The sequence below is a fragment of the Robertmurraya kyonggiensis genome (assembly GCF_005116465.1).
Lineage (GTDB): Bacteria > Bacillota > Bacilli > Bacillales > Cytobacillaceae > Robertmurraya > Robertmurraya kyonggiensis.
The window spans coordinates 36,625-60,010 of the sequence record NZ_SWBM01000001.1; the positions used below are offsets into that span (position 1 = coordinate 36,625).

Annotated in this window: 23 protein-coding genes, 1 tRNA gene and 1 riboswitch; of the genes, 14 read left to right on the forward strand and 10 right to left on the reverse strand. The window is 38.9% G+C overall.

All coding sequences use genetic code 11. The annotated features are described in order from the left end of the window. Nucleotide 1 precedes the first annotated feature (1 nt). The 3 genes from FA727_RS00255 to ribD are packed head-to-tail and all read right to left on the reverse strand — an operon-like array spanning nucleotide 2 to nucleotide 2,955. On the reverse strand, nucleotides 2-1,195 hold the full coding sequence (locus FA727_RS00255; RefSeq protein WP_136828756.1) for a bifunctional 3,4-dihydroxy-2-butanone-4-phosphate synthase/GTP cyclohydrolase II: 1,194 nt from the start codon (nucleotides 1,193-1,195) through the stop codon (nucleotides 2-4). Between the two features lie 21 nt (nucleotides 1,196-1,216). Further along, on the reverse strand, nucleotides 1,217-1,855 hold the full coding sequence (gene ribE / locus FA727_RS00260) for a riboflavin synthase (RefSeq protein WP_136828757.1): 639 nt from the start codon (nucleotides 1,853-1,855) through the stop codon (nucleotides 1,217-1,219). After that, nucleotides 1,855-2,955 carry a bifunctional diaminohydroxyphosphoribosylaminopyrimidine deaminase/5-amino-6-(5-phosphoribosylamino)uracil reductase RibD gene (gene ribD / locus FA727_RS00265; RefSeq protein WP_136828758.1) on the reverse strand — a complete coding sequence of 367 codons (1,101 nt, stop codon included), beginning with the start codon at nucleotides 2,953-2,955 and terminating at the stop codon, nucleotides 1,855-1,857. Before ribD ends, ribE begins: the two co-directional genes overlap by 1 nt. A gap of 130 nt (nucleotides 2,956-3,085) precedes the next feature. Next, a riboswitch (FMN riboswitch) is annotated at nucleotides 3,086-3,233 on the reverse strand. Nucleotides 3,234-3,512: 279 nt separating this feature from the next. Here ribD and FA727_RS00270 point away from each other — a divergent pair. Continuing rightward, complete coding sequence (locus FA727_RS00270) at nucleotides 3,513-4,706, forward strand: SEC-C metal-binding domain-containing protein (protein WP_136828759.1); 1,194 nt, start codon at nucleotides 3,513-3,515, stop codon at nucleotides 4,704-4,706. Nucleotides 4,707-4,778: 72 nt separating this feature from the next. Here FA727_RS00270 and FA727_RS24675 read toward each other — a convergent pair whose 3' ends face one another. Both FA727_RS24675 and FA727_RS24680 read right to left on the reverse strand, forming a co-directional pair. Beyond that, on the reverse strand, nucleotides 4,779-5,291 hold the full coding sequence (locus FA727_RS24675; RefSeq protein ID WP_306461665.1) for a DUF3231 family protein: 513 nt from the start codon (nucleotides 5,289-5,291) through the stop codon (nucleotides 4,779-4,781). Beyond that, nucleotides 5,273-5,797 (reverse strand): DUF3231 family protein, encoded by a 525-nt coding sequence (locus FA727_RS24680; protein WP_246041641.1) that lies wholly within the window; start codon nucleotides 5,795-5,797, stop codon nucleotides 5,273-5,275. The genes FA727_RS24675 and FA727_RS24680 overlap by 19 nt, the downstream gene beginning before the upstream one ends. 140 nt (nucleotides 5,798-5,937) lie before the next feature. Between FA727_RS24680 and FA727_RS00280 the strand changes: the two genes are divergently transcribed. From FA727_RS00280 to FA727_RS00295, 4 genes are all read left to right on the forward strand, one after another. Beyond that, the gene (locus tag FA727_RS00280) at nucleotides 5,938-6,711 is read left to right on the forward strand and encodes a class I SAM-dependent methyltransferase (RefSeq protein ID WP_136828760.1); all 774 of its coding nucleotides are present in this window, start codon (nucleotides 5,938-5,940) and stop codon (nucleotides 6,709-6,711) included. 75 nt (nucleotides 6,712-6,786) lie between these two features. Beyond that, nucleotides 6,787-8,823, forward strand: a complete 2,037-nt coding sequence (locus FA727_RS00285; protein WP_158318769.1) for a histidine kinase — start codon at nucleotides 6,787-6,789, stop codon at nucleotides 8,821-8,823. A 17-nt stretch (nucleotides 8,824-8,840) separates the two neighbouring features. After that, nucleotides 8,841-9,488 carry a response regulator gene (locus FA727_RS00290; protein ID WP_136828762.1) on the forward strand — a complete coding sequence of 216 codons (648 nt, stop codon included), beginning with the start codon at nucleotides 8,841-8,843 and terminating at the stop codon, nucleotides 9,486-9,488. 124 nt (nucleotides 9,489-9,612) lie between these two features. Beyond that, complete coding sequence (locus tag FA727_RS00295; protein ID WP_136828763.1) at nucleotides 9,613-10,269, forward strand: hypothetical protein; 657 nt, start codon at nucleotides 9,613-9,615, stop codon at nucleotides 10,267-10,269. A gap of 35 nt (nucleotides 10,270-10,304) precedes the next feature. On the opposite strand, the gene FA727_RS00300 is transcribed toward FA727_RS00295, so the two are convergent. Then, nucleotides 10,305-11,027, reverse strand: a complete 723-nt coding sequence (locus tag FA727_RS00300; protein ID WP_136828764.1) for a DsbA family oxidoreductase — start codon at nucleotides 11,025-11,027, stop codon at nucleotides 10,305-10,307. Between the two features lie 57 nt (nucleotides 11,028-11,084). Beyond that, nucleotides 11,085-11,444: a winged helix-turn-helix transcriptional regulator gene (locus tag FA727_RS00305; protein WP_136828765.1), complete on the reverse strand. Its 360-nt coding sequence runs from the start codon at nucleotides 11,442-11,444 to the stop codon at nucleotides 11,085-11,087. A gap of 157 nt (nucleotides 11,445-11,601) precedes the next feature. On the opposite strand from FA727_RS00305, the gene FA727_RS00310 reads away from it, so the two are divergent. Next, the gene (locus tag FA727_RS00310) at nucleotides 11,602-12,660 is read left to right on the forward strand and encodes an LLM class flavin-dependent oxidoreductase (protein WP_136828766.1); all 1,059 of its coding nucleotides are present in this window, start codon (nucleotides 11,602-11,604) and stop codon (nucleotides 12,658-12,660) included. Nucleotides 12,661-12,671: 11 nt separating this feature from the next. Beyond that, nucleotides 12,672-13,238 carry an NADPH-dependent FMN reductase gene (locus tag FA727_RS00315; protein ID WP_136828767.1) on the forward strand — a complete coding sequence of 189 codons (567 nt, stop codon included), beginning with the start codon at nucleotides 12,672-12,674 and terminating at the stop codon, nucleotides 13,236-13,238. Nucleotides 13,239-13,988: 750 nt separating this feature from the next. Here the strand turns inward: FA727_RS00315 and FA727_RS00320 are convergent. Then, nucleotides 13,989-14,459 (reverse strand): hypothetical protein, encoded by a 471-nt coding sequence (locus FA727_RS00320; protein WP_136828768.1) that lies wholly within the window; start codon nucleotides 14,457-14,459, stop codon nucleotides 13,989-13,991. Nucleotides 14,460-14,601: 142 nt separating this feature from the next. On the opposite strand from FA727_RS00320, the gene FA727_RS00325 reads away from it, so the two are divergent. After that, on the forward strand, nucleotides 14,602-15,057 hold the full coding sequence (locus FA727_RS00325) for a DinB family protein (RefSeq protein ID WP_136828769.1): 456 nt from the start codon (nucleotides 14,602-14,604) through the stop codon (nucleotides 15,055-15,057). 32 nt (nucleotides 15,058-15,089) lie between these two features. Here the strand turns inward: FA727_RS00325 and FA727_RS00330 are convergent, their stop codons facing one another. Next, nucleotides 15,090-16,274: an ATP-binding protein gene (locus FA727_RS00330; RefSeq protein WP_306461666.1), complete on the reverse strand. Its 1,185-nt coding sequence runs from the start codon at nucleotides 16,272-16,274 to the stop codon at nucleotides 15,090-15,092. Nucleotides 16,275-16,786: 512 nt separating this feature from the next. Here FA727_RS00330 and FA727_RS00335 point away from each other — a divergent pair. Next, nucleotides 16,787-16,860 (forward strand) — tRNA-Gly (locus tag FA727_RS00335). A 202-nt stretch (nucleotides 16,861-17,062) separates the two neighbouring features. Here FA727_RS00335 and FA727_RS00340 read toward each other — a convergent pair. After that, nucleotides 17,063-17,731, reverse strand: a complete 669-nt coding sequence (locus tag FA727_RS00340; protein ID WP_136828771.1) for a B3/B4 domain-containing protein — start codon at nucleotides 17,729-17,731, stop codon at nucleotides 17,063-17,065. 107 nt (nucleotides 17,732-17,838) lie between these two features. Here FA727_RS00340 and queG point away from each other — a divergent pair, with 107 nt between their 5' ends. The 5 genes from queG to nfsA all read left to right on the forward strand — a co-directional run bounded on the left by queG (nucleotide 17,839) and on the right by nfsA (nucleotide 23,130). After that, nucleotides 17,839-18,972 (forward strand): tRNA epoxyqueuosine(34) reductase QueG, encoded by a 1,134-nt coding sequence (queG, locus tag FA727_RS00345; RefSeq protein WP_136828772.1) that lies wholly within the window; start codon nucleotides 17,839-17,841, stop codon nucleotides 18,970-18,972. A gap of 396 nt (nucleotides 18,973-19,368) precedes the next feature. Continuing rightward, nucleotides 19,369-20,853: an aldehyde dehydrogenase family protein gene (locus tag FA727_RS00350; RefSeq protein WP_136828773.1), complete on the forward strand. Its 1,485-nt coding sequence runs from the start codon at nucleotides 19,369-19,371 to the stop codon at nucleotides 20,851-20,853. A gap of 92 nt (nucleotides 20,854-20,945) precedes the next feature. Continuing rightward, nucleotides 20,946-21,830 carry an amidase domain-containing protein gene (locus FA727_RS00355; RefSeq protein ID WP_136828774.1) on the forward strand — a complete coding sequence of 295 codons (885 nt, stop codon included), beginning with the start codon at nucleotides 20,946-20,948 and terminating at the stop codon, nucleotides 21,828-21,830. Between the two features lie 53 nt (nucleotides 21,831-21,883). Then, the gene (gene trmL / locus FA727_RS00360; RefSeq protein WP_136828775.1) at nucleotides 21,884-22,357 is read left to right on the forward strand and encodes a tRNA (uridine(34)/cytosine(34)/5-carboxymethylaminomethyluridine(34)-2'-O)-methyltransferase TrmL; all 474 of its coding nucleotides are present in this window, start codon (nucleotides 21,884-21,886) and stop codon (nucleotides 22,355-22,357) included. A 20-nt stretch (nucleotides 22,358-22,377) separates the two neighbouring features. Continuing rightward, nucleotides 22,378-23,130, forward strand: a complete 753-nt coding sequence (gene nfsA / locus FA727_RS00365; RefSeq protein ID WP_136828776.1) for an oxygen-insensitive NADPH nitroreductase — start codon at nucleotides 22,378-22,380, stop codon at nucleotides 23,128-23,130. Nucleotides 23,131-23,386: the final 256 nt, after the last annotated feature.

Below are 23,386 nucleotides of genomic sequence, written 5' to 3' on the forward strand. Positions count from 1 at the left end.
CTTAAAATGTTAGTATATGCCCGAGCTTTTCTTGTTTCGTTTTTAAATACTGCAGATTTTCCTTCTTTGCTGTCAGTTGCAGAGGGACTCGCTCGATTACCTCTAAACCATAACCAGTCAGACCAGCCATTTTTCTCGGATTATTCGTTAATAGTCGCAGCTTTCGAACGCCAAGATTTCGGAGGATTTGAGCGCCAATTCCGTAGTCACGCAAATCTGCTTTGAAACCGAGCTTATGATTTGCTTCAACAGTGTCATACCCTTCTTCTTGAAGCTTGTAGGCTTTTAATTTATTGATGAGGCCAATTCCTCGGCCTTCTTGTCTCAAATAGAGAAGAATGCCTTGTCCTTCTTTTTCAATTTGAGCAAGAGCTGCATGGAGTTGAGGACCACAATCACAACGATTCGAGCCGAATACATCTCCCGTAAGGCATTCTGAATGTACTCTTATAAGAATTGGTTCATCCTCATGAATTTCGCCTTTAACAAGAGCTACATGCTCTTTACCGTCCGTTTGACTCGTAAACCCGATTGCTCTGAAGTCTCCAAATTCGGTAGGAAGATTGATTTCAACTTCCCATGAAATGAGAGAATCGTGTTCCAGTCGGTAGGCAATAAGATCTTTTATCGTAATCATTTTCAAATTAAATTCTTTCGCAATCATCATCAAATCATCAACACGTGCCATTGTTCCATCATCATTCATGATTTCACAAATGACACCAGCCTGTTTTGAATTGGCTAATCTTGCTAAATCAACAGCAGCCTCTGTATGTCCAGCTCGACTCAATACCCCACCTTCTTTTGCGATGAGGGGGAAGATATGGCCCGGTCTTCTAAAATCATTTGGAACAGCGTCTTCGAAAAGCATTTTTTGAATCGTCAATGCTCGTTCGAAAGCACTAATGCCTGTTGTGGTTTCATTGTGATCAATGCTACAAGTAAAGGCTGTTTCATGATTGTCTGTGTTCTTCTCAACCATGGGTCCGAGTTCTAGTCGTTCAGCGATTGACTTTGCAATTGGAACACAGATCAGTCCTCGACCTTCTTTCGCCATAAAATTGATCATTTCTGGCGTAGCAAATTCTCCTAGACCGACAAAATCACCTTCATTTTCCCGGTCCTCATCATCACAAACAATAATCACTTTTCCAGCTTTCAAGTCTTCTAATGCGTCCTCTATTTTATGGAACATGTTTTCGTTGCTCCTTTCATGCTATATAAATCCGTTGTCTTTAAGAAAATCTGTTGAAATCCGACTTTCTTGTTTAGGCTGGAGAAAGGAGTAAACATATTTTCCAAGCATATCGAATTCAATATTTACCTTATCTCCAATCTGTTTAAGTCCAATGATGCTCTCCTTAGCTGTATGGGGGATGAGGGAAACAGAAATGAGTTCCTTTTCCACACCAAAAATCGTTAAAGATGTGCCATCAAGCGTGATTGACCCTTTATGTAGGGGGAGATGGCCAAATTCTTTTGGAAATGAAATGTCCAAATAAATGGCATTTTCATTGGGTGCTCTTTTAACAATTTTTCCAACAGCATCCACATGTCCAGTGACAAAATGGCCACCAAAACGTCCGTTGGCACTCATGGCTCGTTCTAAGTTAACGAGGGAGCCACAGTGTAAGGCTGATAATGATGTGCTCTGAAATGTCTCAGGCATGACATCAACGAAAAAGGTCATAGTGTCAAAGTCTGTTACTGTTAAACAAACTCCGTTAATGGCAATGCTATCACCGAGCTTTATGTCTTCTAGTACTTTCTTTCCGTGAATGTTTAGGCGCAGTGTTTTACCTTGTGATTGAATGCTTTCAATCGTTCCTAGCTCTTCAATGATTCCGGTAAACATTATTGTTTCGCCTCCTCAGTCAGAGGTTTTGCAGTAATTTTAAGATCTGGACCTATATGTTCAATAGCGGTAAAGTGAAGCTGATGTCCGCCCTTAACAAGTTCAGGACCGACTCCGCCAACAAATGGAATCGCATTGCTACCGCCGATTATTTTTGGCGCTATATATGCAATGATTTGCTGAAAGGCATTTTCCTCTATAAACGAAGCATGAACCTCTGAACCGCCCTCAACTAATACGGACATAATCTTCAGTACGCCTAATGTACGCAAAACCTCCTTTACCTTAATACGTGGACTATCTTGCGGTAGAACGGTAACACCGAGTGTTTCTAGCTCTTTCTTTCGTTCCAAATCAATTTCATTTCCGGTAAAAATAATCGTCTTTGCAGAGCGGTCCTGTACAACATTTGCCGAAATAGGCATCATTAATTTTGTATCTAACACAATTCGAATGGGATTTTTTCCACCTCGGGGTCGTCTGGTGGTTAAAAGGGGATTATCATGCAGGATCGTATTGATTCCTACTAATATGCCATCATGCTCATGACGAAGCTGATGGACATCCTGTCTTGATTCAGGGGAAGTAATCCATTTACTATCACCTGATTTTGCTGCTATTTTGCCGTCTAAGGAAATGCCTGCTTTTATAGTTACAAATGGAGTGTTTGTTTGGATAAAGTGAAAAAACTTTTCGTTAAGTTGTAAAGCATCTTCTCTGCATAAACCGACTTCGACATCGATTCCTGCATTCCTTAGTTTGGCGATCCCTTTGCCAGCAACAAGAGGATTTGGATCGGTCGTCGCGACAAAAACCTTCTCAATACCTGACGCAATAATGAGGTCAGCACATGGAGGAGTTTTCCCCTGGTGACTGCAAGGTTCGAGTGTGACAAACATAGTCGCACCTTTTGCAGAGCTACCTGCAGAGCGAATGGCATGCACTTCTGCATGGGGTGTACCAGCTTCTAAGTGCACACCTGTCCCCACTAATCGACCATCCTTAACCAAAACCGCACCAACCGAAGGGTTTGGGCTAGTCTGGCCTAAAGTAGAGCGAGCAAGAGAAATCGCTAGATTCATATAGTCATAATCATTCATTTCAAATAAAGGGAACCCCTTTCTATTGTAAATTCTCCATTTAAACACAAAATCCCTTACTAAAAATTAGTAAGGGAGAAAAAGCGTAGCACAAATAAGCGTCAAAAAATAGCGCTAATTGAACAATTCTATCTTCCTTCTCCCATCCAGACTTTTACTGTCGGCTTTGGAGTTTCACCAAATCCACCGTTTTCATATACATGAACCCGGGTCACGGACTAAGAGGGCTAGGCCTCATCACCGCCGGTTGGGAATTGCACCCGACCCCGAAGGAAATCCTATTGAATTAAAGCTATGATAGCAGATAGAAAAAAATCCTACAAGCATAAAAGATTTTGGTGAAGGAGCGCTTATGCCGATACAAGCAGAGTGGCATTTGATATATAATGGTATTCTCGACCAACACGAGATTGCTAGAAAGTATCTCGATGTATTGAATTTTTTTCGAAAAAAGTGGAAACTACTAAAATTGATTTGAAACATACATGTGATTTACATATTGGATTTTTGGATAATTTACTATTTTATATAAAGTTACAGAGAGTAGGCTATATTTTATGGACAAAGCACTTAGTAAAATAGATCAAAAAATGTTATTAAATGCATTACAAAAAGCAACAGAAGATACCGAAAAAATGATAGAGAAGCAATATGATAAGCACTGGAGTAAACTCAACGTTCCCTTCACGCTTCAGGAAGGTTTAAGTACATATACGAAATATGAATTAGATACGATAAGAAAAAAACATAAAATTGCCAATGTAAGTAATTTGAAAAAAGCTGAGCTTGTATCAGTCATGCAAGAGAGGATACCGAATCAATTAGAAAATATTTGTCTTTTATGGGATCTAGAACGATATCAGTTACTAATGAGTATCGCTGAAAATGGTGGTCAGATCGAAGCGCCTGACTTAGAAAGCAACCAAGTCATTTATTTACGTGAGACTGGGTTGATTTATTCTGGTATTTTTGAAGGGAAGAACATTTTAGCCGTACCAAATGAACTAATCGAACCTATCAAAGCATTGAAAAGCGACATAAAGTTGAATGAGATCGTCTCAAGAAATAGCGAGTGGATTAAGTTGACTACTGGTTTGTTGTATTATTATGGAACCTTGAGTGGTGCACAAATATTAGACATGATGGAAAAGTACATGAATGAACCACGTCTTAAAGAATATTTATATGTAATTGAAGATGCTAGTTCTTATCGTAAAATCTTTAAGAGATTTAAGGATGGCTTCTTAAACATACGTGGATTCGATCCAGAAAAAATTCAACAGGAGCATCAAATGAGACGTGAGCTTCCATATTATCCTTTTACGAAACAGCAACTTCTTTTGGCCGGTGAGCCAGGATTTGTTGAAAAAAACCAAGGTTTTATCCAATTAGTAAATTTTATAACGATGAACTTTGATATCTCCAATGAGGAAGCAGAGGCCCTTGTAGCAGAATCCGTTTTTGCAACGCGAATCGGAGAAAGCCCTAATTTTGTGATGAAGTTTCTAAGTCAGTCCTTGATCTTTGATGATATGGACACTGTTAAAGCTTTGATGGACAAAGTAGTCTATTTGATGAATAATACGAAACAATGGTTTCTTAAAGGATATACACCGATAGAACTAAGACCACTGCAGAAACCAGTTTTGAAACCCGATAAAAATGTTAGTGAAAAAGAATTGAAGATAGGTCGAAATGATCCTTGTCCGTGCGGAAGTGGGAAAAAGTATAAAAAGTGCTGTGGTCAATAAAAGGGAATAGCCAGATTTTCAGACAATAACTGAAAATCTGGCTATTTTATTCAAGTCGGTCGTATGCAAGGTTCAGCTCTTTTTCTCTTGTGCCAAAGCCTCCCGATTTATCGCCTCCGGTAATTTTTCCATCCAACCATGCTTTACCATAATGTTGTAACACAGGGCTCCTGCTTGCATGGCGTGATTAAAAACCTGTTTGTACATTAATACAACATCCGTTCTTAAAGAAGAGCCTAGGGATGCTCCGTAATAGGAAAGTGCAGTATTAACTAAGAAAGCGCAGTGAAACATCATGAGCTTGTCCGAAAAGGGACTTATAGTAGAAGCTTCAATTTCGTTATCCCATTTCTCAGGAATAGGCAAATGATCCTCAAGTAATTTTGCATTAAAGCTTTCGGCGTCTTGTCCTGCTAGTTTCACGTTTTTTAGCATAAACTTCCGAACATCATCTTTCTTAACTACTTGACTGAAGGCTAAGCTTAAGGAGCGAACAAAGCCTGTCTTTTTTGAATTAAAGAAAAGATTGCTGATCTCTGTAATATTGAGTGGCCGTTTATCCCCAATTAAATTCTCAATTTTGATTCAATAAATTGAACCTCCTTTGGAGAGGGAACGGTGGGAACACTTGAAAATCTCGGTACCTTCTTTGCTACTTTTTCAATGTGTTGGAATAGTACTTTGGCTGAAAGTAGACATTCCATAAAGTAATCCTGGATGTCTTCACGTTGCGATGTAGTAATAGCTAAGCTATATGCGCTTAACCCATGGAGCGTCATTATATAGGAGTAGAAAAGCAAGAATTGGTCAGTGAAAAGGCGCGGTGCTTTTAAATTGAAGTCTTTTTCAGTAAATCCTTGTGGGACTTGGAAATTTGCAGTTTTTAGGAATTTTGCGATGTTGGTGACATGATTTTCAGATAATTGTAATGAAGTTTCTAAAATCGGTTTGATTTCTTCATCCTCTACGATTTGAAGAAAGTATTTATATACGCATATTGCCATGCTATCTCCTAAGTACTGCAGCCAAAGACCAGATATTTCCGAAGCGGTTAAGGTGCTTTCTTTCTTATTGTTTTTAGAAGTCCCCAAAAGAAATACCTCCAATGTTTGTTAGGTTACGATCTTTATTCTGCCTTATTTTATGGCATAGGTTCTGAACTATACAGTTGGAACTATGGGATTTTTTGCTAAAATAAAAGCATGACATGATTAGGAGGGAGAATTTTAAAATGGACAATATAAAAAGTAAGGTCATGGATCAATTTGGAAAGCATGCAGAAAAATATGTCACAAGTGAACTGCATGCGAATGGTGCGGACCTCCAAACTTTAATTGAGTGGTTACAACCGCAAAAAACGGAGATCGTTTTAGATATTGCAACGGGCGGTGGTCATGTAGCGAAAGCTTTATCTCCCTATGCTAGCCAGGTTATTGCTACTGATTTAACGAAAGAAATGCTAGCGAATACAGCCATGCATCTAAAGCCAGTTTGCCCTAATGTTTCTTACGTCATTGCGGATGCGGAAAATCTGCCGTTCCTCGATGATACTTTTGATATCGTTACTTGTCGTATTGCGGCTCATCATTTCCCGAATCCTCATGATTTTATCAATGAGGTGGCACGAGTTTTGAAACCAAATGGTTCATTTTTACTGATTGATAATGTGGCTCCAAAGGAAAAGCACTTAGCGGAATTTATCAACTCTCTAGAAGCACTAAGAGACGAAAGCCATGCTCGTTGCTTATCTATTGAAGTGTGGAGAAATTTGTTTGCTTCATCCCATTTACAAGTGATTCAATCGGAGTATTTTAAAAAGACTTACACTTTGCCATCCTGGATAGAGCGCACTGCCAATAGTCAGGAACAAATCGATCGCGTAAATCAATTTATTTTTGACGCAAGCGAAGAGAGCCAAAAATACTTTAATATTTCTTATGAGAATGGTGTAATCCAATTCTTGCAGATAGATGGGTGGATTGTCATGTGTAAAAAAGAGTGTTAAATATTCAGACCTGAACATATTAGCTTGCAGGATTCACATAAACTAGATTATAAAAATATGGTTGGGGGAATGCCTATGAGTTCTGCGCAAGGAATAAAGGGGATAGATTGGCTTTTTCGAATCATCTGGCTCGTCATGGCTGCATGTTCTATTTATCTATTAAGCTTAGATCTTCCCATTCGCATGGATTCCTATGAGACAGTGTGTGAATCCATAAATAATGGTTGTTTGGAAACAAGCCAATTGACAACAAGAGAAACCATAGAACTAGAGGAAATTGGTCTATCCCTTAAAGCTTATACTGGCTTTAAAATTTTCCTCGACTTAGTTGTGGCTGTCGTTTTTTTTGGCGTGTCTGGACTCCTGCTTTTTCGTAAAGAGAAAATCGTATTCAACCTCTATGTGGCACTTGTTTTTCTCTCCCTTGGAGCCAAAATCTCTCATTATTTTCTCGACTATTATCCTGACCTAACTGTGCTTTATCATCTAACTAGCATTTTTGGTGGCACTTATCTCATTTTATTTTTAGTCCTCCCAGATGGAAAGTTCGTTCCCAAATGGACAGTAGGGGCAGCGTTGCTTTGGTTTACTACAGGAGTCGGTACGATTTACTTACCAGGTAGTTTTCTAGATGTAGAAACGTGGCCGAATTGGCTTAACTTAGTTTGTTGGATTGGCCTTCACTTAGTTTTAGTCTGTTCGCAAGTATATCGCTATTTAAAAAAATCAACCCAAGTGCAGAGACAGCAAATCAAGTGGGTTATTTATAGCATTGTCATCTTTTTTGTTTCCTTGGTATGCCTAAATTTTATAGGTCAGCTTGGCGTTGTTTTAAAAATGATTACAGAGATCCTCTATACAGGCGGATTAATTCTTATTCCGATCGCCATTACCTTCGCGATATTCAAATATAAATTATGGGATATTAATGTTGTCATTCACCGCACAGTCCTATACGGATTGCTGAGTTTGTTTGTCATTCTATTCTATGTTGGGGTAGTTGGATTAATCAGCAGGGCATTGCGAACAGAGGATAATGTTCTTGCTTCCATCATTACGGCGGGAATCATCGCTGTTTGTTTTCAGCCATTAAAAGAAAAGCTTCAATCCATTGTTAATCATATGATATATGGGGACCGAGATAATCCGTATTCAATTTTGAATCGTTTAAACACAGTATTAGAAGCAGCCAAAAATACGGAGCTCGTCCTGCCACGTGTTGTTAAAACGATTTCTCAGGCATTAAAAATTCCGTATGTAGCCATTCATTTACAAGAAAGAGGGACAGTTCAGGTCATTGCCTCTATCGGAGAACCTCACGAAGTCGGAATGGAAATTCCTCTTTTTCACCAGGGGCAGGAGCTAGGAAAACTAAGTCTTGCTCATCGTTCTTCGAGTGAACCTTTCAGCCAGGCTGAGAAGAAATTGCTCCAAGATTTAGCGAGACAGGTAGGGATTGTGGCGAATTCAATTTTACTTCATAAAGATTTACAGTGGTCGAGGCAACAGCTAGTCAAAGCAACAGAAGAGGAGCGACGAAGATTACGTCGTGATCTTCATGATGGATTAGGTCCGAGCCTAGCCAGTCTTGCGATTAAAATGGATGTTGCTAATAGCATTATGACTAATGACTCTCAGAAATCAAAAGAATTACTCGCCGAAATGGATACGCAAATCAAACAATTACTCCAAGATATTAGAAGAATTGTCTACTCCTTACGCCCTTCAACTTTAGATGATCTTGGATTACTTTCTGCGATCAAAGAACTAATCTTCCATTATAAAACTAGTAAAATTCATTTCAGTATGGATGGACCAGAAGCGCTTCCTTCTCTCCCAGCAGCCGTTGAAATAGCTGTTTATCGAATTGTTCAGGAAGCCATCACGAATGTTGCACGTCATTCTCAGGCAGAAAATTGTTCTATTTCTGTGGAGGTCGATAACAAATTTCATCTCCATATAACGGATGATGGAAGAGGCCTTCCAGAGCATCTTCAATATGGAATAGGAATCAAATCGATGAAAGAACGGGCTGAAGAGCTTGGGGGAACATTTACGATTTCTCCTCAAGCAACAGGTGGTACCGTTATTCAAGCGGAGCTACCAATTTAGAATGAAAGGATCCTATTATGATAAAGGTTCTTGTAGTAGATGACCATCCATTGTTTCGTGAAGGAATTGGGACATTGCTTCAGTCGACAGACATCGCTGAGCTTATAGGAGAAGCAACGAATGGAGAAGAAGCGATCGATTTAGCCTTACGTCTTAAACCAGATGTTATTTTAATGGATTTGAATTTGCCGATTAAAAACGGGATAGAAGCTACACGTATCATCACGGATTCTCTTCCTAACGTAGGCATCCTTGTGTTAACAATGTTTGATGATGACGATTCGGTTTTTTCTGCTTTGAAGGCAGGGGCAAGAGGCTATTTGTTAAAAGGGGCCAATCGGATGGAAACGCTCCGTGCGATTCAAGCGATTGCAAATGGAGAATCTATTTTTAGTCCAGCTATTGCTGTCAATCTATTAGACTTTTTTAAAGTGTTTCAGCCCGCACCCACTCTTATTTTTCCGGAATTAACAGAGAGGGAAAAGGGCATCCTTGAGCTCATTGTCGCTGGGAAAGAAAATGCGGATATTGCGAGACACTTTGGCATTACGTTAAAAACAGTGCGAAACCACATATCCAATATTTATAGTAAGCTCCAGGTTGCTGACAGGGCCGAGGCGATTGCTCAAGCGAAAAACAAAGGAATGGGAAAGAAAAGATTCTGATTTGCTATTCCCGAACCCTCCTAAAAAAATTCCCGACCTAGTCGGGTCGCGACTCCCATGACGACGGGAAAAGGTGCATGGTAATTTTAAATTGTAAATTATCATGTAAAGGGGAATGAGCAATATGCAGATTTCACAAAAATTCTTTAAGTTCTCAGGAGTACTGTTAATATTAGGAGGGATAATTGCGGCTATCGGGCATTTGTTGAAGCCACAAGAACCGACAACGGAAGCGGGAATTGAGCAGTTTATTTCACAGGCCTTATTATCAGATTCGTTCCTTGTCGTTGGAATACCGATTGTTGTTCTTGGGATAGTTGGGATATTCCTTCGCCAAAGTGGGAGCTTAAAGTGGTGGGGATGGATTGCCTATCCTGCAACGGTAATTGGAATTTTGTACGCAGATTTGATACAACCTGTTATTCGTATCATTGCTTATCCGTTTGTGTTAGCAAATACGATCACGGAGGATGAAATCTATACAGCTGTTACAACCATCTATGATCAAGACCCGTTCGGTTACTTTTTCCCGGTTATCCTTTTAAGCTTAATTGGACCGGTATGGGCAGCATTTTGCTTCTGGAAAGCAAAAGTATTTCCAACTTGGGTCGCAATTCTATTGGCGTTACTTTTACCAGTCTTCATTCTTTCACCAATGGTAGGCTTCTATAATTTCCCTGCGTATCTGTATATTGTATTTGGAATTTATGGAGTCCTAATGATTAGAAATTTTCGCCCTTCTGAAAAAGTGGTACCAGGTACCGTCGAAAAGGTTCAATAAAAAATGCCTTCCCGTCAATGGGGAGGCATTTTGCATTATTCTTTCGTTGGGATGATGCAGCTTTCATCCGTACATACTGCACCAGTGTCTTGTGATAAATCCTCAAATAGTGGCTTCGGATTTTCTTCTTCCCACACTGTTTCAAGAGCGTTCGTAAAATTTTCAAGCGGTTGTGCTCCAGAAATTGCATACTTTTGATTGAAGACAAAGAATGGAACACCAGTGATTCTAAGCTGTTGAGCAATAATTTGATCATTTTTAACATCGATAGCAAATGCTTTTTCATCATTTAAAACTTGGATTGCTTTTTCACGATCAATACCGGAAGCTTCAGCAATATCCGCAAGAGTTTCTACGTCACCGACATTCTTAGAATCAGTGAAATAACCATGGAGAAGATTCTCGGTCAGCTCTTTTTCTTTTCCAAAAGTCTTCGCAAATTTAGCCAAACGGTGAGCATCAAACGTATTAGTTGGTTTCATATTATCGTAGTTATATGTTAAACCAATTTCAGCAGCTTGTGCGATCATACCTTTGTTCATTTCTCGAACCTGCGCTTCACTTGTAACGAATTTTGCAGCTAAAGCTTCATAGATGCTTTGCTCTGTATACTTTGGAGTATTTGGATCGAGTTGAAAGCTCTTAAATTCAACCTCTACTTGATCCTTATATGGAAATTGTTCGAGGGCTATTTCTAACCGACGTTTCCCTATATAACAAAATGGACAGACATAATCAGACCAAACTTCAATTTTCATTTTCAACACCTCGCGGGTAATAGATTACCGTCAGTGTAGCATAATTACTTTAAAAAACTAAGAAGATTGCTCAGTTGTTTTTTTCATTAATTTTTGTTGTTTATGAATGGTATGATTGGTGCCCCATTCGTGCATGGCAGCTAAGATAGGCTCCAAGCTTTTTCCGTATTCCGTTATAGAGTATTCCACTTTCGGAGGAACCTGCGGGTAAACCACGCGTTCGATAATATCCTCATCTTCTAGTTCACGCAGTTGCTTGGTGAGCATTTTTTGGGTAATGCCAAGTACACTGCGTTTTAGTTCACTGAATCGTTGTGTCCCATTTTTCATTAAATGTAATAGAATGATCGGCTTCCACTTGCCAACTAATATACCTAATGCGTCTTCTACCTTACATAATTCTGGTTCAATGGTCATTTTGTCTTCTCCCTTAAATAGTATCCTTTTTGATACTATACAACTTTTAAGTGCGTACTTCCGTTTTGATTTGCTAAGGTCCATAATATCATTTAGTACGGAAAGTTCAACTCGGGAAAAATAAAATAACAAACACAGCAAAAGGGTGAAATGATAAATGGAAAAGTATCGAATTAATCCAGATAAAGGTCTGGAGTTTGGAATATATACACTTGGCGATCATTTGCCAAACCCTGAAACAGGGGAAAGAATTTCAGCACAAGAGCGGCTTAAGGAAATTATTGAATATGCAAAACTAGCAGACCAAGCTGGCCTTGATTTTTTTAGCGTAGGGGAAAGCCATCAGGAGTATTTTGCAACTCAAGCACATTCTGTTGTACTCTCAGCGATTGCACAATCGACAAAAAACATTAAAATTGGTAGCTCATCAACGATCATAAGCACTTCTGATCCAGTTCGAGTGTATGAGGATTTCGCGACAATTGACTTGATATCTGATGGACGTGCCGAGATTATTGCCGGTCGTGCTTCAAGAATCGGGCTCTTTGATTTACTAGGTTATAATGTCCGTGATTATGAAGAGTTGTTTGAAGAAAAATTTGATCTTCTCGTGAAAATAAATGAAGAAGAAGTGATCAATTGGGAAGGAGAGTTTCGTGCTCCTTTAAAAAATGCGAGTGTCCTACCTCGTCCGAAAAATGGTTTTTTGCCGATTTGGCGTGCGGTTGGCGGTTCTCCGGCTAGTGCGATCAAGGCAGGATATGCGGGTGTTCCAATGATGATGGCTCATTTAGGTGGCCCTGTTTCTGTTTTTAAACGAACAATTGATGCTTACCGTGCGGCGTTACAAAGCAGAGGCTTTGACCCAGCGGAGTTCCCGGTTGCAACTGCAGGATTTTTCTATGCCGCTGAAACTTCTCAGCAGGCGTTGCGTGATATGTATCCTCACATCAATGAGGGAATGAAGCGAACAAATGGACAAGGCTTTCCGAAGCAGCATTTTGCTCAAGGGGTCGACCCCCATAACATCATGAATATCGGAAGTCCACAGCAAATTATCGAGAAGATTCTCCATCAGCATGAGGTGTATGGTCACCAGCGTTACATTGCGCAAATTGATTTTGGCGGTGTACCATTTGAGCGTTTAATGAAAAATATTGAGCTGATTGGGACAGAAATTTTACCAGCAATTAAGAAATATACAAAGAAAAAATAGGGGGTTCCGACATGAAAATCGTTGGTTTATCAGGCTCAAAGGTGGGCTCAAAAACAAGAACGGCAATGAACTATACTATCGAGGCCCTCGTGGCAAAATATCCAGAAGTAGAAGTAACACTCATTGATTTGGCTGAATACAATGTTCAGTTTAGTGATGGACGCAATTTTCTTGAGTATGAAGGCGACACTGGCTATGTGACAAAAACGATTATGGAAGCAGATGCCATCGTTATTGGGACACCGATTTTTCAAGCGTCGATTCCAGGGACATTAAAGAATCTGTTTGACCTTCTTCCAGTTAATGCTTTTCGTGACAAAATCGTCAGTATGCTTGTAACAGCAGGCTCTGCTAAGCATTACTTGGTTGCTGAGCAACAGTTAAAACCAATTTTGTCTTATATGAAGGCACAAATCGTTCAAACCTATGTATTCATTGAAGAAAGCGACTTTCACCGCAAAGAAATTGTCAGTGATGATGTTCTCTTTCGGATTGAACGGTTGGTGGAGGATACGGTCGTTTTAACGGAGGCTTATGGGAAAATTCGTGCAGAGAAAGATGCTGAGTATGATTTTTAAAGATGTCTATAAAGGTCTGATGGTGTTCGCTTTTTGATTTTCGACAGGTGTACCCACCTAACCGGAGAAGTTCCGTTTATTTTGAAAAACTAATGGATATTAGGTGAAATAGGCGGAGATTTTCCGCTAAAAGATCTAAAAAACCTTAGAATCATGAAAAATGTATAGCTTAACTGGAAATATTCCGCTTATTGATAGAGAAATAAGTGAATTTCTTGATTTAGACGGAATTTTTTCGCTTATTTTTCAATGGAATCTTAAACAGAACCTATATAAAAAGAACGAAGCTGTCCACTTGGGGCAGCTTCGTTCTTTTTATGGAAGAATTACAGCCTTCACTCCGCTAAGTAAATAGTAGGGGAATGTTTCTGCAGTTCTTGCACGTTTTTATCATATACAATTTATCAGGAAACATTCATTCAAGTAGCTTATAAACACCTTCAATATAAATATAAAGTCCAAGAAGTAGACCCCATATCAGAAAACAGACAAAATATAAGGTGTATTTTAGGAAATGCATAAATGAGTCACCTCTGAAACAATTTGGCGAAGCTGTACGTCTAATATATGAGAAGTATTTATATTTGATAAGGGATGAAATCATGACGTACCCAACTGTCGTTTTTAAGAAAAAAATCCATGCAGTCAAAGATGAGACTACGTGCTTGTGTGGGATGTCTTATCGATTTATGATCCCGAAAAAAACAAAGGAGTTATTCAAGCCAATACATTTTAGAAAAATGAAGGACGTTACTTGCAAAAGATGCAAATACCTTCTAACAGAGAACTGTCCTTAAATTGCCGTAATGGAATTTGTTTGACCGTTCTGACTCCGTCTAAAATGAGGAGTGTAGAATCAAATGCCTCTTTTTTGACAAAAGAGGGAAGAGAGCCTTTCTTCATTTGATATTCCAAGTGAAAGGAGCCGACACCTCCAGGCTCTATCCTACCCGTACCGCCACTTCCTCTTGAAACCATCTTAATAAATTTGCTGTTAGGTACAAGCTCCATTTTAGTTGCTAGCTTTCTATGTGGTAACACCACCAATTCAATCCCATAATATTTGTCCCCAGGATAATCAAAAGTGCTTTCAAAAAGCTCTGTGCCAGTGTTTTTTAGCTCGATATCGTATCTTAAAATATTCTCAGCGGGAATAATCGTCGTTTCTATATCGGAAATTTCGATCATATCGGCTCGATCAAAACCTGTAAGAATGAACATAAGAATTAATGCTGCTACTTGTTTGATAAAAATCCCTCCTTATCGTCTTTATTATTTACAGGGCTTTTTGGACTATGCAATTGATACTTGGAAGGAATCATGCAAGTTTAGATAGAATAGTTACCTTGAGAGGAGAGTGTGTATGCTAAAATTCTTTGAATATAATTGGCAGGTTCGAGATGAATGGTTTGAGTGGTGTAAGCAGGTACCCGAGGAAGAGTTATTGAAGAATCGAGTCGGAGGGTTAGGGAATATTCTTCATACGCTTGTACATATTGCTGACGTAGAATATAGCTGGCTTTATGCAATAGAAGGAAATGAGCCTGTTGACGTAGATTTCTCCGAATATGAGTCGCTTGATAAAGCTAGGGAACTATCTGAACGGTTTCGTATAGAAGTAAGGGAGCTTTTGAGTAAGTATACTGGGGAAGATGAACTGGTTACCGTTCCTTGGAATGATGAAAAGTATACAAAAACAGAAGTCGTTCACCATATTATTGCACATGAAATTCACCACATTGGTCAGTTATCTGTGTGGGCTCGGGAAATCGGTTTGAATCCAGTGTCTGCTAATTTTATCGGAAGAGGGCTACATTAAAAGCGATCATTCACGTGGATGATCGCTTCTTTTTATCCTGCGGTTGGAAAGCTCAAGATAATTGAGGTTCCAAATTGTTCTTCACTTGAAACTTTCACACTTCCGCCCATTCCTTCAACAATACGAAATACAACCATCATACCAAGTCCCGTTCCCTTTTGTTCTTTTAAAGAGAAATAAGGTTCACCTAACCGAGCAACATGCTCAGGGCTCATGCCTTGACCTGTATCAGCAATGTGGACGACCGTTTTGTTATCGTTTGTAGTCGTAACGATGGATAATGTCCCACCTTTTGGCATGGCTTCGATTGCATTTTTACAAATATTCAATAGTACTTGGCGAAACTTGTTTGGATCGCCTTGGATTTTCGTTGTGTGAAAAAAGACCATATTCATATTTACTGAGTTCTTTAAAGCGAGAGGGCCAATAATTTCTTTACATTTTAAGATTTCTTTTTCAATATCGAGCGTTACTAAAACCTCTGGATGTGGCTTAGCAAAAGTTAAGTAATCATTAATAATATCAGCGGCACGCACGGTTTCATCCAAAGCGAGTGAGGCATATTGTTGGCAATTATCAGGTATATCTCTATGTTCCAAAATCAATTGAAGAAAGCCTTTTACAGAGGTCAATGGATTCCTAACTTCATGACTAATGCTTGCCGCTAGGTGACTGACAATTTCCATCTTTTCATTTTTGATTGCTCCGAGTTGTAAAATATAGGTTGTACGAAGAACTTCTGTTAAATATGTGACAAAAAAGGTAGAAAAAGTTAAAACAACAGAGTAGATGCAAAAGGTCTGGATATTGTTAAATCCATAATAGAATGAAGGCACTAAGAAACCAAATATGGAATAAATGAATGAGAAAGTGGTCGTAACACAAAGTCGCCATTTGGTTGGTTTTTTTCTGAACTTTGGTGAGAGCCAGAGGATAACTAATGATGAAATCACAACGAGGGAAATCGTAACCCAGATTCCATCGCCACCGAATGGAAGACGTACTAGAATGAGTACGAGTCCTAAGATGGTCATGACTCTTTTTCCACCATATAAGCTTCCGAGTAGAAAAGGAATAAAGCGTAAATCATAGATAAAATTGACTTCAACAGAAATCGACAAAAAGAGGCTAAGGCAAATTAAAAAAGAACACAAAAGTGAGAGATACATCCCCTGATATTCAAATTTAAGGAGCCTCTGTTTATTCCATAGTATCATGCTAAAAAATAGCACAAGAAGTAAGATAAAGAGTAGGTTGATGAGCAATCCTTTTAACAATATCACGCCAAATCCCCCAGTAGACCTATGTAAAAGTTACCATTTCCCTCAGTTTAAAGTATTGTCTAAATTTTTTCAATATTTTCGAGTGTAGCGACAAATCCCATCGTAGTACGACATTTTTTCGTAAATGACCTTGACGGCAAAAAAAGATCATGATAAAGTTTTTTTATAATTCTCTTGTGAAATTAATTTCAATCTAAATGTGGTAATGTTTTGATTGTGAATGAATATGCTAGAAGAGTTAAAGGGTAGTTAGGAAGCAAAACAAAATAAAATTGCAATAAAAATGCGGGTGTAGTTTAATGGTAAAACCACAGCCACGAGCATCACATCGATGAATCGGCTGCGAGTTGCCTCGACGATATAACATCCATGAATAAGCTTTTTAGAGTTAGAGGCATGAAAGGCCAAAGTAGGGTAGTAAAACAAGATGAAATTACAATATATATGCGGGTGTAGTTTAATGGTAAAACCACAGCCTTCCAAGCTGTTGTCGTGGGTTCGATTCCCATCACCCGCTCCAATACATAAGCAACGCAGTATTTCGTTTCTAAAGAACGAAGTATTGCGTTTTTTTATGTAGGCTATATTTTTCGTAAAGATTGTTGTTAAAATCCTACTACCGTTGGCCAGCGGCCGATTTTAACGTAGAAATAGCCATTTGGTGCATTGTAAATAGATTGCCTTAATGCAAATAAAATTAAGCTTGAAAATAAGCCTAATTTCTAGCAAGTAATAATTTTGTGAGTGGAATCTCCACCATGTATTTGAACAAACATTTTTTCTAAAGACTGGACCATTTTTTCAGCTTCATCCATTGACAAAGAGGGACTTAAGTAAACAATTTGCAAAGTATCCTTTGTGGACTCTGAAACGGCACTTCGTTCTGAATCGACAAATGGACTTCCAAATGGACCGTGGTCGTCTGCAGTAACAATTAAGTTATGTATGTTATTCGCTCTTCCGTTCAATCCAATATATTCTTCACCTTCTGCTCCTAATCTCATCGTGACATCACCCGATAAGGCTTTCATATCATATATTCCTAATGGAATTTGATATTGCAGAGAAAAGAAATTATTCACGTCGATTGCGCTGTTAACTGATGAAAGATATTGGTGCTTTTGTACTCTTCGGTATAAGGCTTCCGCAGAATGACGATAGCGATTTGGGTCTTTTCCAGTTTGTTTAAAAACAGTTCGCCACTCAATAATCCCATTGACATCCGTTACATTCTTATCTTCTAGCTCAAAGAATAACGATTCCTGAAATAGCTGTAGTCGTCCTTTTAACATTTGCGGTGAGGGTCCTACCTCAATATTTTGATATTGAATAGCAGCAATTTTAAAATCGGCTACTTTTTCGCATATCTGGGGTGATAAATGAATTTCCAAGCTTTCCACCTCCAAAAACTAATGAAAATAGTTTATCATAATGGATATGGTTTTTTACAATAATGTACCTTGATATACAAACGCTGAGAAGAAGGGAGGTACCTGATATGGACTATGATCAATTAAAACAAGAAATTATTGAATATAGTGAAACGATTGGGATCGATAAAATTGGTTTTACCACGGCATCTACTTTTGATGAATTGAAGAATCGACTTATTCGTCAGCAGGAGTTAGGCTACCAATCTGGTTTTGAAGAACCGGATATAGAAAAAAGAGTGAATCCTTCCTTGTTAATGGAGCAGCCTCGTTCGATAATTGCTATTGCATTAGCGTATCCATCGAAAATGAACGGACGTGTAACGAGCAAAAAAGGAGAGCGTAGAGGTCTTTTTAGTAGAGCTTCTTGGGGGCTAGACTACCATATTATTTTACGAGAGCGGCTGAAGAAGCTTGAGGAATTTATTATGGAAAAAGTTCCTGATGCGAAATGCAAATCCATGGTCGATACAGGTGAGTTATCGGACCGAGCAGTAGCTGAAAGAGCGGGCATTGGCTGGAGCGGGAAAAATTGTGCCATCATTACACCTGAATTTGGCTCCTATGTGTATTTGGGAGAAATGATTACGAATCTCCCATTTGCTCCTGATGACCCAATGGAGGATCGTTGTGGAGACTGTAATAAATGTATTGATGCCTGCCCGACAGGAGCGTTGGTTCAAGGTGGTCAAATCAATGCCCAGCGCTGCATCGCCTTTTTAACACAGACAAAGGATTTTATTCCAGAAGAGTTTCGTGAAAAAATTGGAAACAGATTATATGGTTGTGACTCTTGCCAAACTTCGTGTCCTGAAAATAAGGGGAAAGATTATCATTTTCATGATGAGATGGAAGCAGAGCCTGAGGTTGTAAAGCCACTATTGAAACCAATACTGCAATTGAGCAATCGTCAATTTAGAGAGGGCTTTGGTCAGTTATCCGGATCGTGGCGTGGAAAGAATCCGATTCAACGAAATGCCATTATTGCATTAGCTCATTTTAAAGATGATACGGCTGTAAATGATTTAGTCCAGGTCATGAAAGAGGATGCTAGACCTGTGCTAAGAGGAACGGCCGCTTGGGCACTTGGAAAAATTGGCGGGGAGCAAGCTGAGCAGGAACTACTTGGTGCAAAAGAACAGGAAACAGACGCAAATGTTTTGCGAGAAATCGAAAAAGGTTTGCAGATGATTAAAAGATAGGTTTGGAGGATGAGTTGTTCTCCAGACCTATTTTTTACTTGTTGAACGTTTGATTGACAGCTATTGCTGCAGATAGCTAGATATCAATGAAAGCTCCCTTGAATGACAACTAGAGCGGTAGGTTTCTATATTGTGTCAATGAAAGCTCATTTGATTGACAATACTGTTAGTAGCTTGATTTTGTCAATGAAGCATAATTGATTACCAATTACAGCTTAATCTAGCTCAGTCTTCCATACAAAGATTAGCAGTTTATGTCGTAAAATATCTAAATATTTAAAAACTTAACTGTTGATTTAAAAAACCCTCAAGTGTTAACATTACTTTGTAAGCGCTGCCTTTAGTTTTTCTATGCAACAGGAGTTACATAGAATACTATATTTGAGGAGGAATTGTATGAGCCAATTAACTGTAGATTTAAAAGAAAAGGTAGAAAAGTTTTTAAGTGGGAAGAAAAAGCTTTATATCAATGGGGAATTTGTGGAAAGCAAATCACAAAAAACATTCGACACTTACAATCCAGCTACAGGGGAAGTATTGGCTAGCGTTTACGAAGCAGGAGCAGAAGATATTGATTTAGCGGTAAGAGCAGCACGTAAAGCATTTGATGAAGGGCCATGGTCACAATTGAGTGCAGCAGCTCGCAGTCGTCTAATGTATAAACTAGCAGATTTAATGGAAGAGAACGCAGCAGAATTAGCACAGTTAGAGACTTTGGATAATGGGAAACCTATTCGTGAAACAACAAATGCGGATATTCCATTAGCCGTTGAGCATATGCGTTATTATGCTGGCTGGTCTACAAAGATTGTGGGGCAAACGATTCCTGTCAGTGGTCCTTTCTTCAACTATACACGTCATGAAGCAGTTGGAGTCGTAGGGCAAATTATCCCTTGGAACTTCCCGTTACTTATGGCAATGTGGAAGCTTGGTGCTGCGCTAGCAACGGGTTGTACTGTTGTGTTAAAACCAGCTGAACAAACTCCACTTTCTGCACTATATTTAGCTGAATTAATTGAAGAAGCTGGCTTCCCTCCAGGTGTTGTCAACATCGTTCCTGGCTTTGGTGAAACAGCTGGTCAACCATTAGTTGATCATCCTTTAGTAGATAAAATTGCATTTACGGGTTCTACTGAAGTTGGTAAATTGATTATGTCTAATGCTTCAAAAACGTTGAAGCGTGTTACGTTAGAACTGGGTGGTAAATCGCCAAATATCATCCTCCCAGATGCAGATTTAACAAAAGCTATTCCTGGAGCACTTAACGGTGTAATGTTTAACCAAGGTCAGGTTTGTTGTGCGGGCTCAAGAGTCTTCATTCAGAAGAAGCATTTTGACAATGTAGTGGCTGATATGGCTTCTCATGCTCAGAAAATTAAACAAGGGGCAGGACTTCACGCTGATACTGAAATTGGACCTTTAGTTTCAATCGAACAGCAAAATCGTGTCCTTAACTATATTGAAAAAGGTGTAAGCGAAGGGGCACAACTTGTAACAGGTGGTGTCAAACCACAAGAAGAAGGCTACTTCGTATCTCCAACTATCTTCGCAGATGTTCGTGATGAAATGACGATTGCGAAGGAAGAAATTTTCGGACCAGTTATCGCTGCATTGCCTTATGAAGATTTAGATGAATTGATCAACCGTGCGAACAATAGTGAATACGGCTTAGCAGCTGGTGTGTGGACACAGGATGTTGCGAAAGCACATTATGTTGCTAACAAGCTTCGTGCTGGTACAGTTTGGGTGAACTGCTACAATGCCTTTGATGCAGCATCTCCATTTGGTGGATATAAGCAATCAGGTCTTGGACGCGAAATGGGATCGTATGCGCTTAATAACTATACAGAAGTGAAGAGTGTTTGGGTTTCTGTTCAATAATCACACACGATTCAAGAGCTCGATCGGAAACGATCGGGCTCTTTTTATGCCTTTTTTCATATAAATAAAATGAAGGGAGTGTTTTTAAAAAAATGCGGGAACAACTTCAAGAACATTTACTTAAGCGTGTGAATCAGTACGTGACCCATACAAGAAATCATTCAGACGAGAAAATAGAAAGGAAAAAAGAAAGCCTAGCCAAGCGAAAAGGGGAAATTGTGAAGGTAAAAGCAACAGGAAATATTACTGATACAATCGATGAAAAAGAGTCTGCCAAAGCTTTTTACCAGGTACATTTTCAGTATCTCATTAATCACAAGGGGAATTTATATATAGAAGAAGAAATAGAGGAAAGGGTAGCAGAATTTTACAAGGATGTGTTAGTAGAAGATCAAGAAATAAATCCATTTGAATCAAGAGATATAGAACTGTTTTATGACGAAGAAGTAAGTGAAGAACGGGCAGGATTTAAATATGATCGCCTGAAAGCGGTGAAGTATGCAGAAGTGTGGTGGAATGATTTCAACCCGGCTTTTAAAAAATTCGATGTAGATTGCACGAATTATATTTCTCAATGCCTGCATGCAGGAAATGCACCAATGACTGGTTACCCGAATCGTAGTAAAGGTTGGTGGATGCAAAATAATAATTGGAGTTATAGCTGGACGGTGGCCAATTCCTTAAGATGGTATTTGCCGAATGCTAAGTCTGGACTCCGAGCAGAAATTGTGGCGTCGGCTGACATGCTCGAAATAGGCGACGTGGTTTGCTATGACTTTCAAGGAGACGGGCGTTTTGATCACACCACGATTGTTGTAGCAAAGGATAAAGATGGGATGCCTCTTGTGAATGCACATACGCAAAATAGTCGAATGAGATACTGGGCATACGAGGATTCCACTGCGTATACGCCAAATATAAAATATAAATTTCTTCATATTCTAGACGATCAAGCCGCAGGAATTAAAGTCCGATAAGAAGAATGATATAATAGCATGTAGATTTTAAAAAAGTTTTTGAGGTGAAAAAAGTGGCAATTCACGTAGTTCTTTATCAACCAGAGATCCCAGCTAATACGGGAAATATTGCTCGTACATGTGCAGGCACAGATACAACTCTTCATCTAATCCGTCCTCTCGGATTTTCTACCGATGATAAACAGTTAAAGAGAGCTGGACTTGATTATTGGCAATTTGTAAATATCGTTTATTATGATTCTTTAGATGAGTTTTTTGAAAAGAATGCAGGAGGAGAGTTTTTCTATATTACGAAGTTTGGCTCAAGGCCGTATTCTACTTTTGATTACAGTAATCTAAATATGGATTATTATTTTGTGTTTGGAAAAGAAACGACTGGTCTTCCGAAAGATTTAATTGCGGAAAATCAAGATCATGCTCTACGTATTCCAATGAATGATAATATTCGTTCATTGAATTTATCCAACACTGCAGCTATTTTAATCTATGAAGCATTAAGACAACAGGATTACGCTCACCTAAAATAAGACTAGAGAGGGTGGAAAAAGTGAACCAGATTATTGAAACAATCTTAAATCATCGCTCGATTCGAAGTTTTGAAAAAGATAGACCTTTATCACAGGAACAGATTCAAACGATTGTAGAAAGTGCTCAAGCAGCTTCCACATCTAGTTTTATTCAAGCATATTCCATTATTGGAATAACGGATAAAGAGAAGAAAACCCGAATAGCAGAATTAGCTAACAATCAGTCCTATGTAGAAAACAATGGACATTTCTTCGTATTTTGTGCTGATTTGCACCGCCATGCCTTAATTGGAAAAATGGAAGGCAAAGAGGTGGAGCCTTCGATTGAAAGCACTGAAAAATTCATGGTTGCTCTTATCGATGCGGCTCTAGCTGCCCAAAATGCTGTGATTGCAGCAGAATCAATGGGGCTTGGTATCTGCTATATAGGTGGGATTCGAAACAATTTAGAGGAAGTTGTGAAATTGTTAAAGACACCAGACCGAGTTATTCCATTGTTCGGAATCGCAATTGGCTATCCAGCGAAAATCTCCGGGCAAAAGCCGAGACTTCCTTTTAACCATGTGTATCATGAGAACGTCTACGAAGAAAATGAACAGAAATATATAGATGAGCTTCAAGAATATAATGAGATCATTCAGAAGTATTACGAAGAGAGAACGGCTGGAAAGCGAAATGACACATGGACTTCGCAAATGGGGACCATGCTTGAAAAACAATCTCGTATGTATATGAAAGAATTTATTGAAGGAAAGAAAATGAACCTTCGATAGTACGAAAAAAGCTGCTGAGACGACTCAGCAGCTTTTTATCATACTAATTATTTGTTTGTACCAGGCTTATCGTTGTAGCCAGAAGTGAAGATAGCAGCTAAGAACGCAACCATAACGCCAAGAATAAGTACTAGACCCATTTATGTATGCCCCCTCAAAATTATAAAATTTCAGATAGCAAAAGTTAACATATAAATTTATTATAGCCTATTTACTAAAAAGTGTGAATGTAAAGTGTGGATTTTTTTTGACAGCT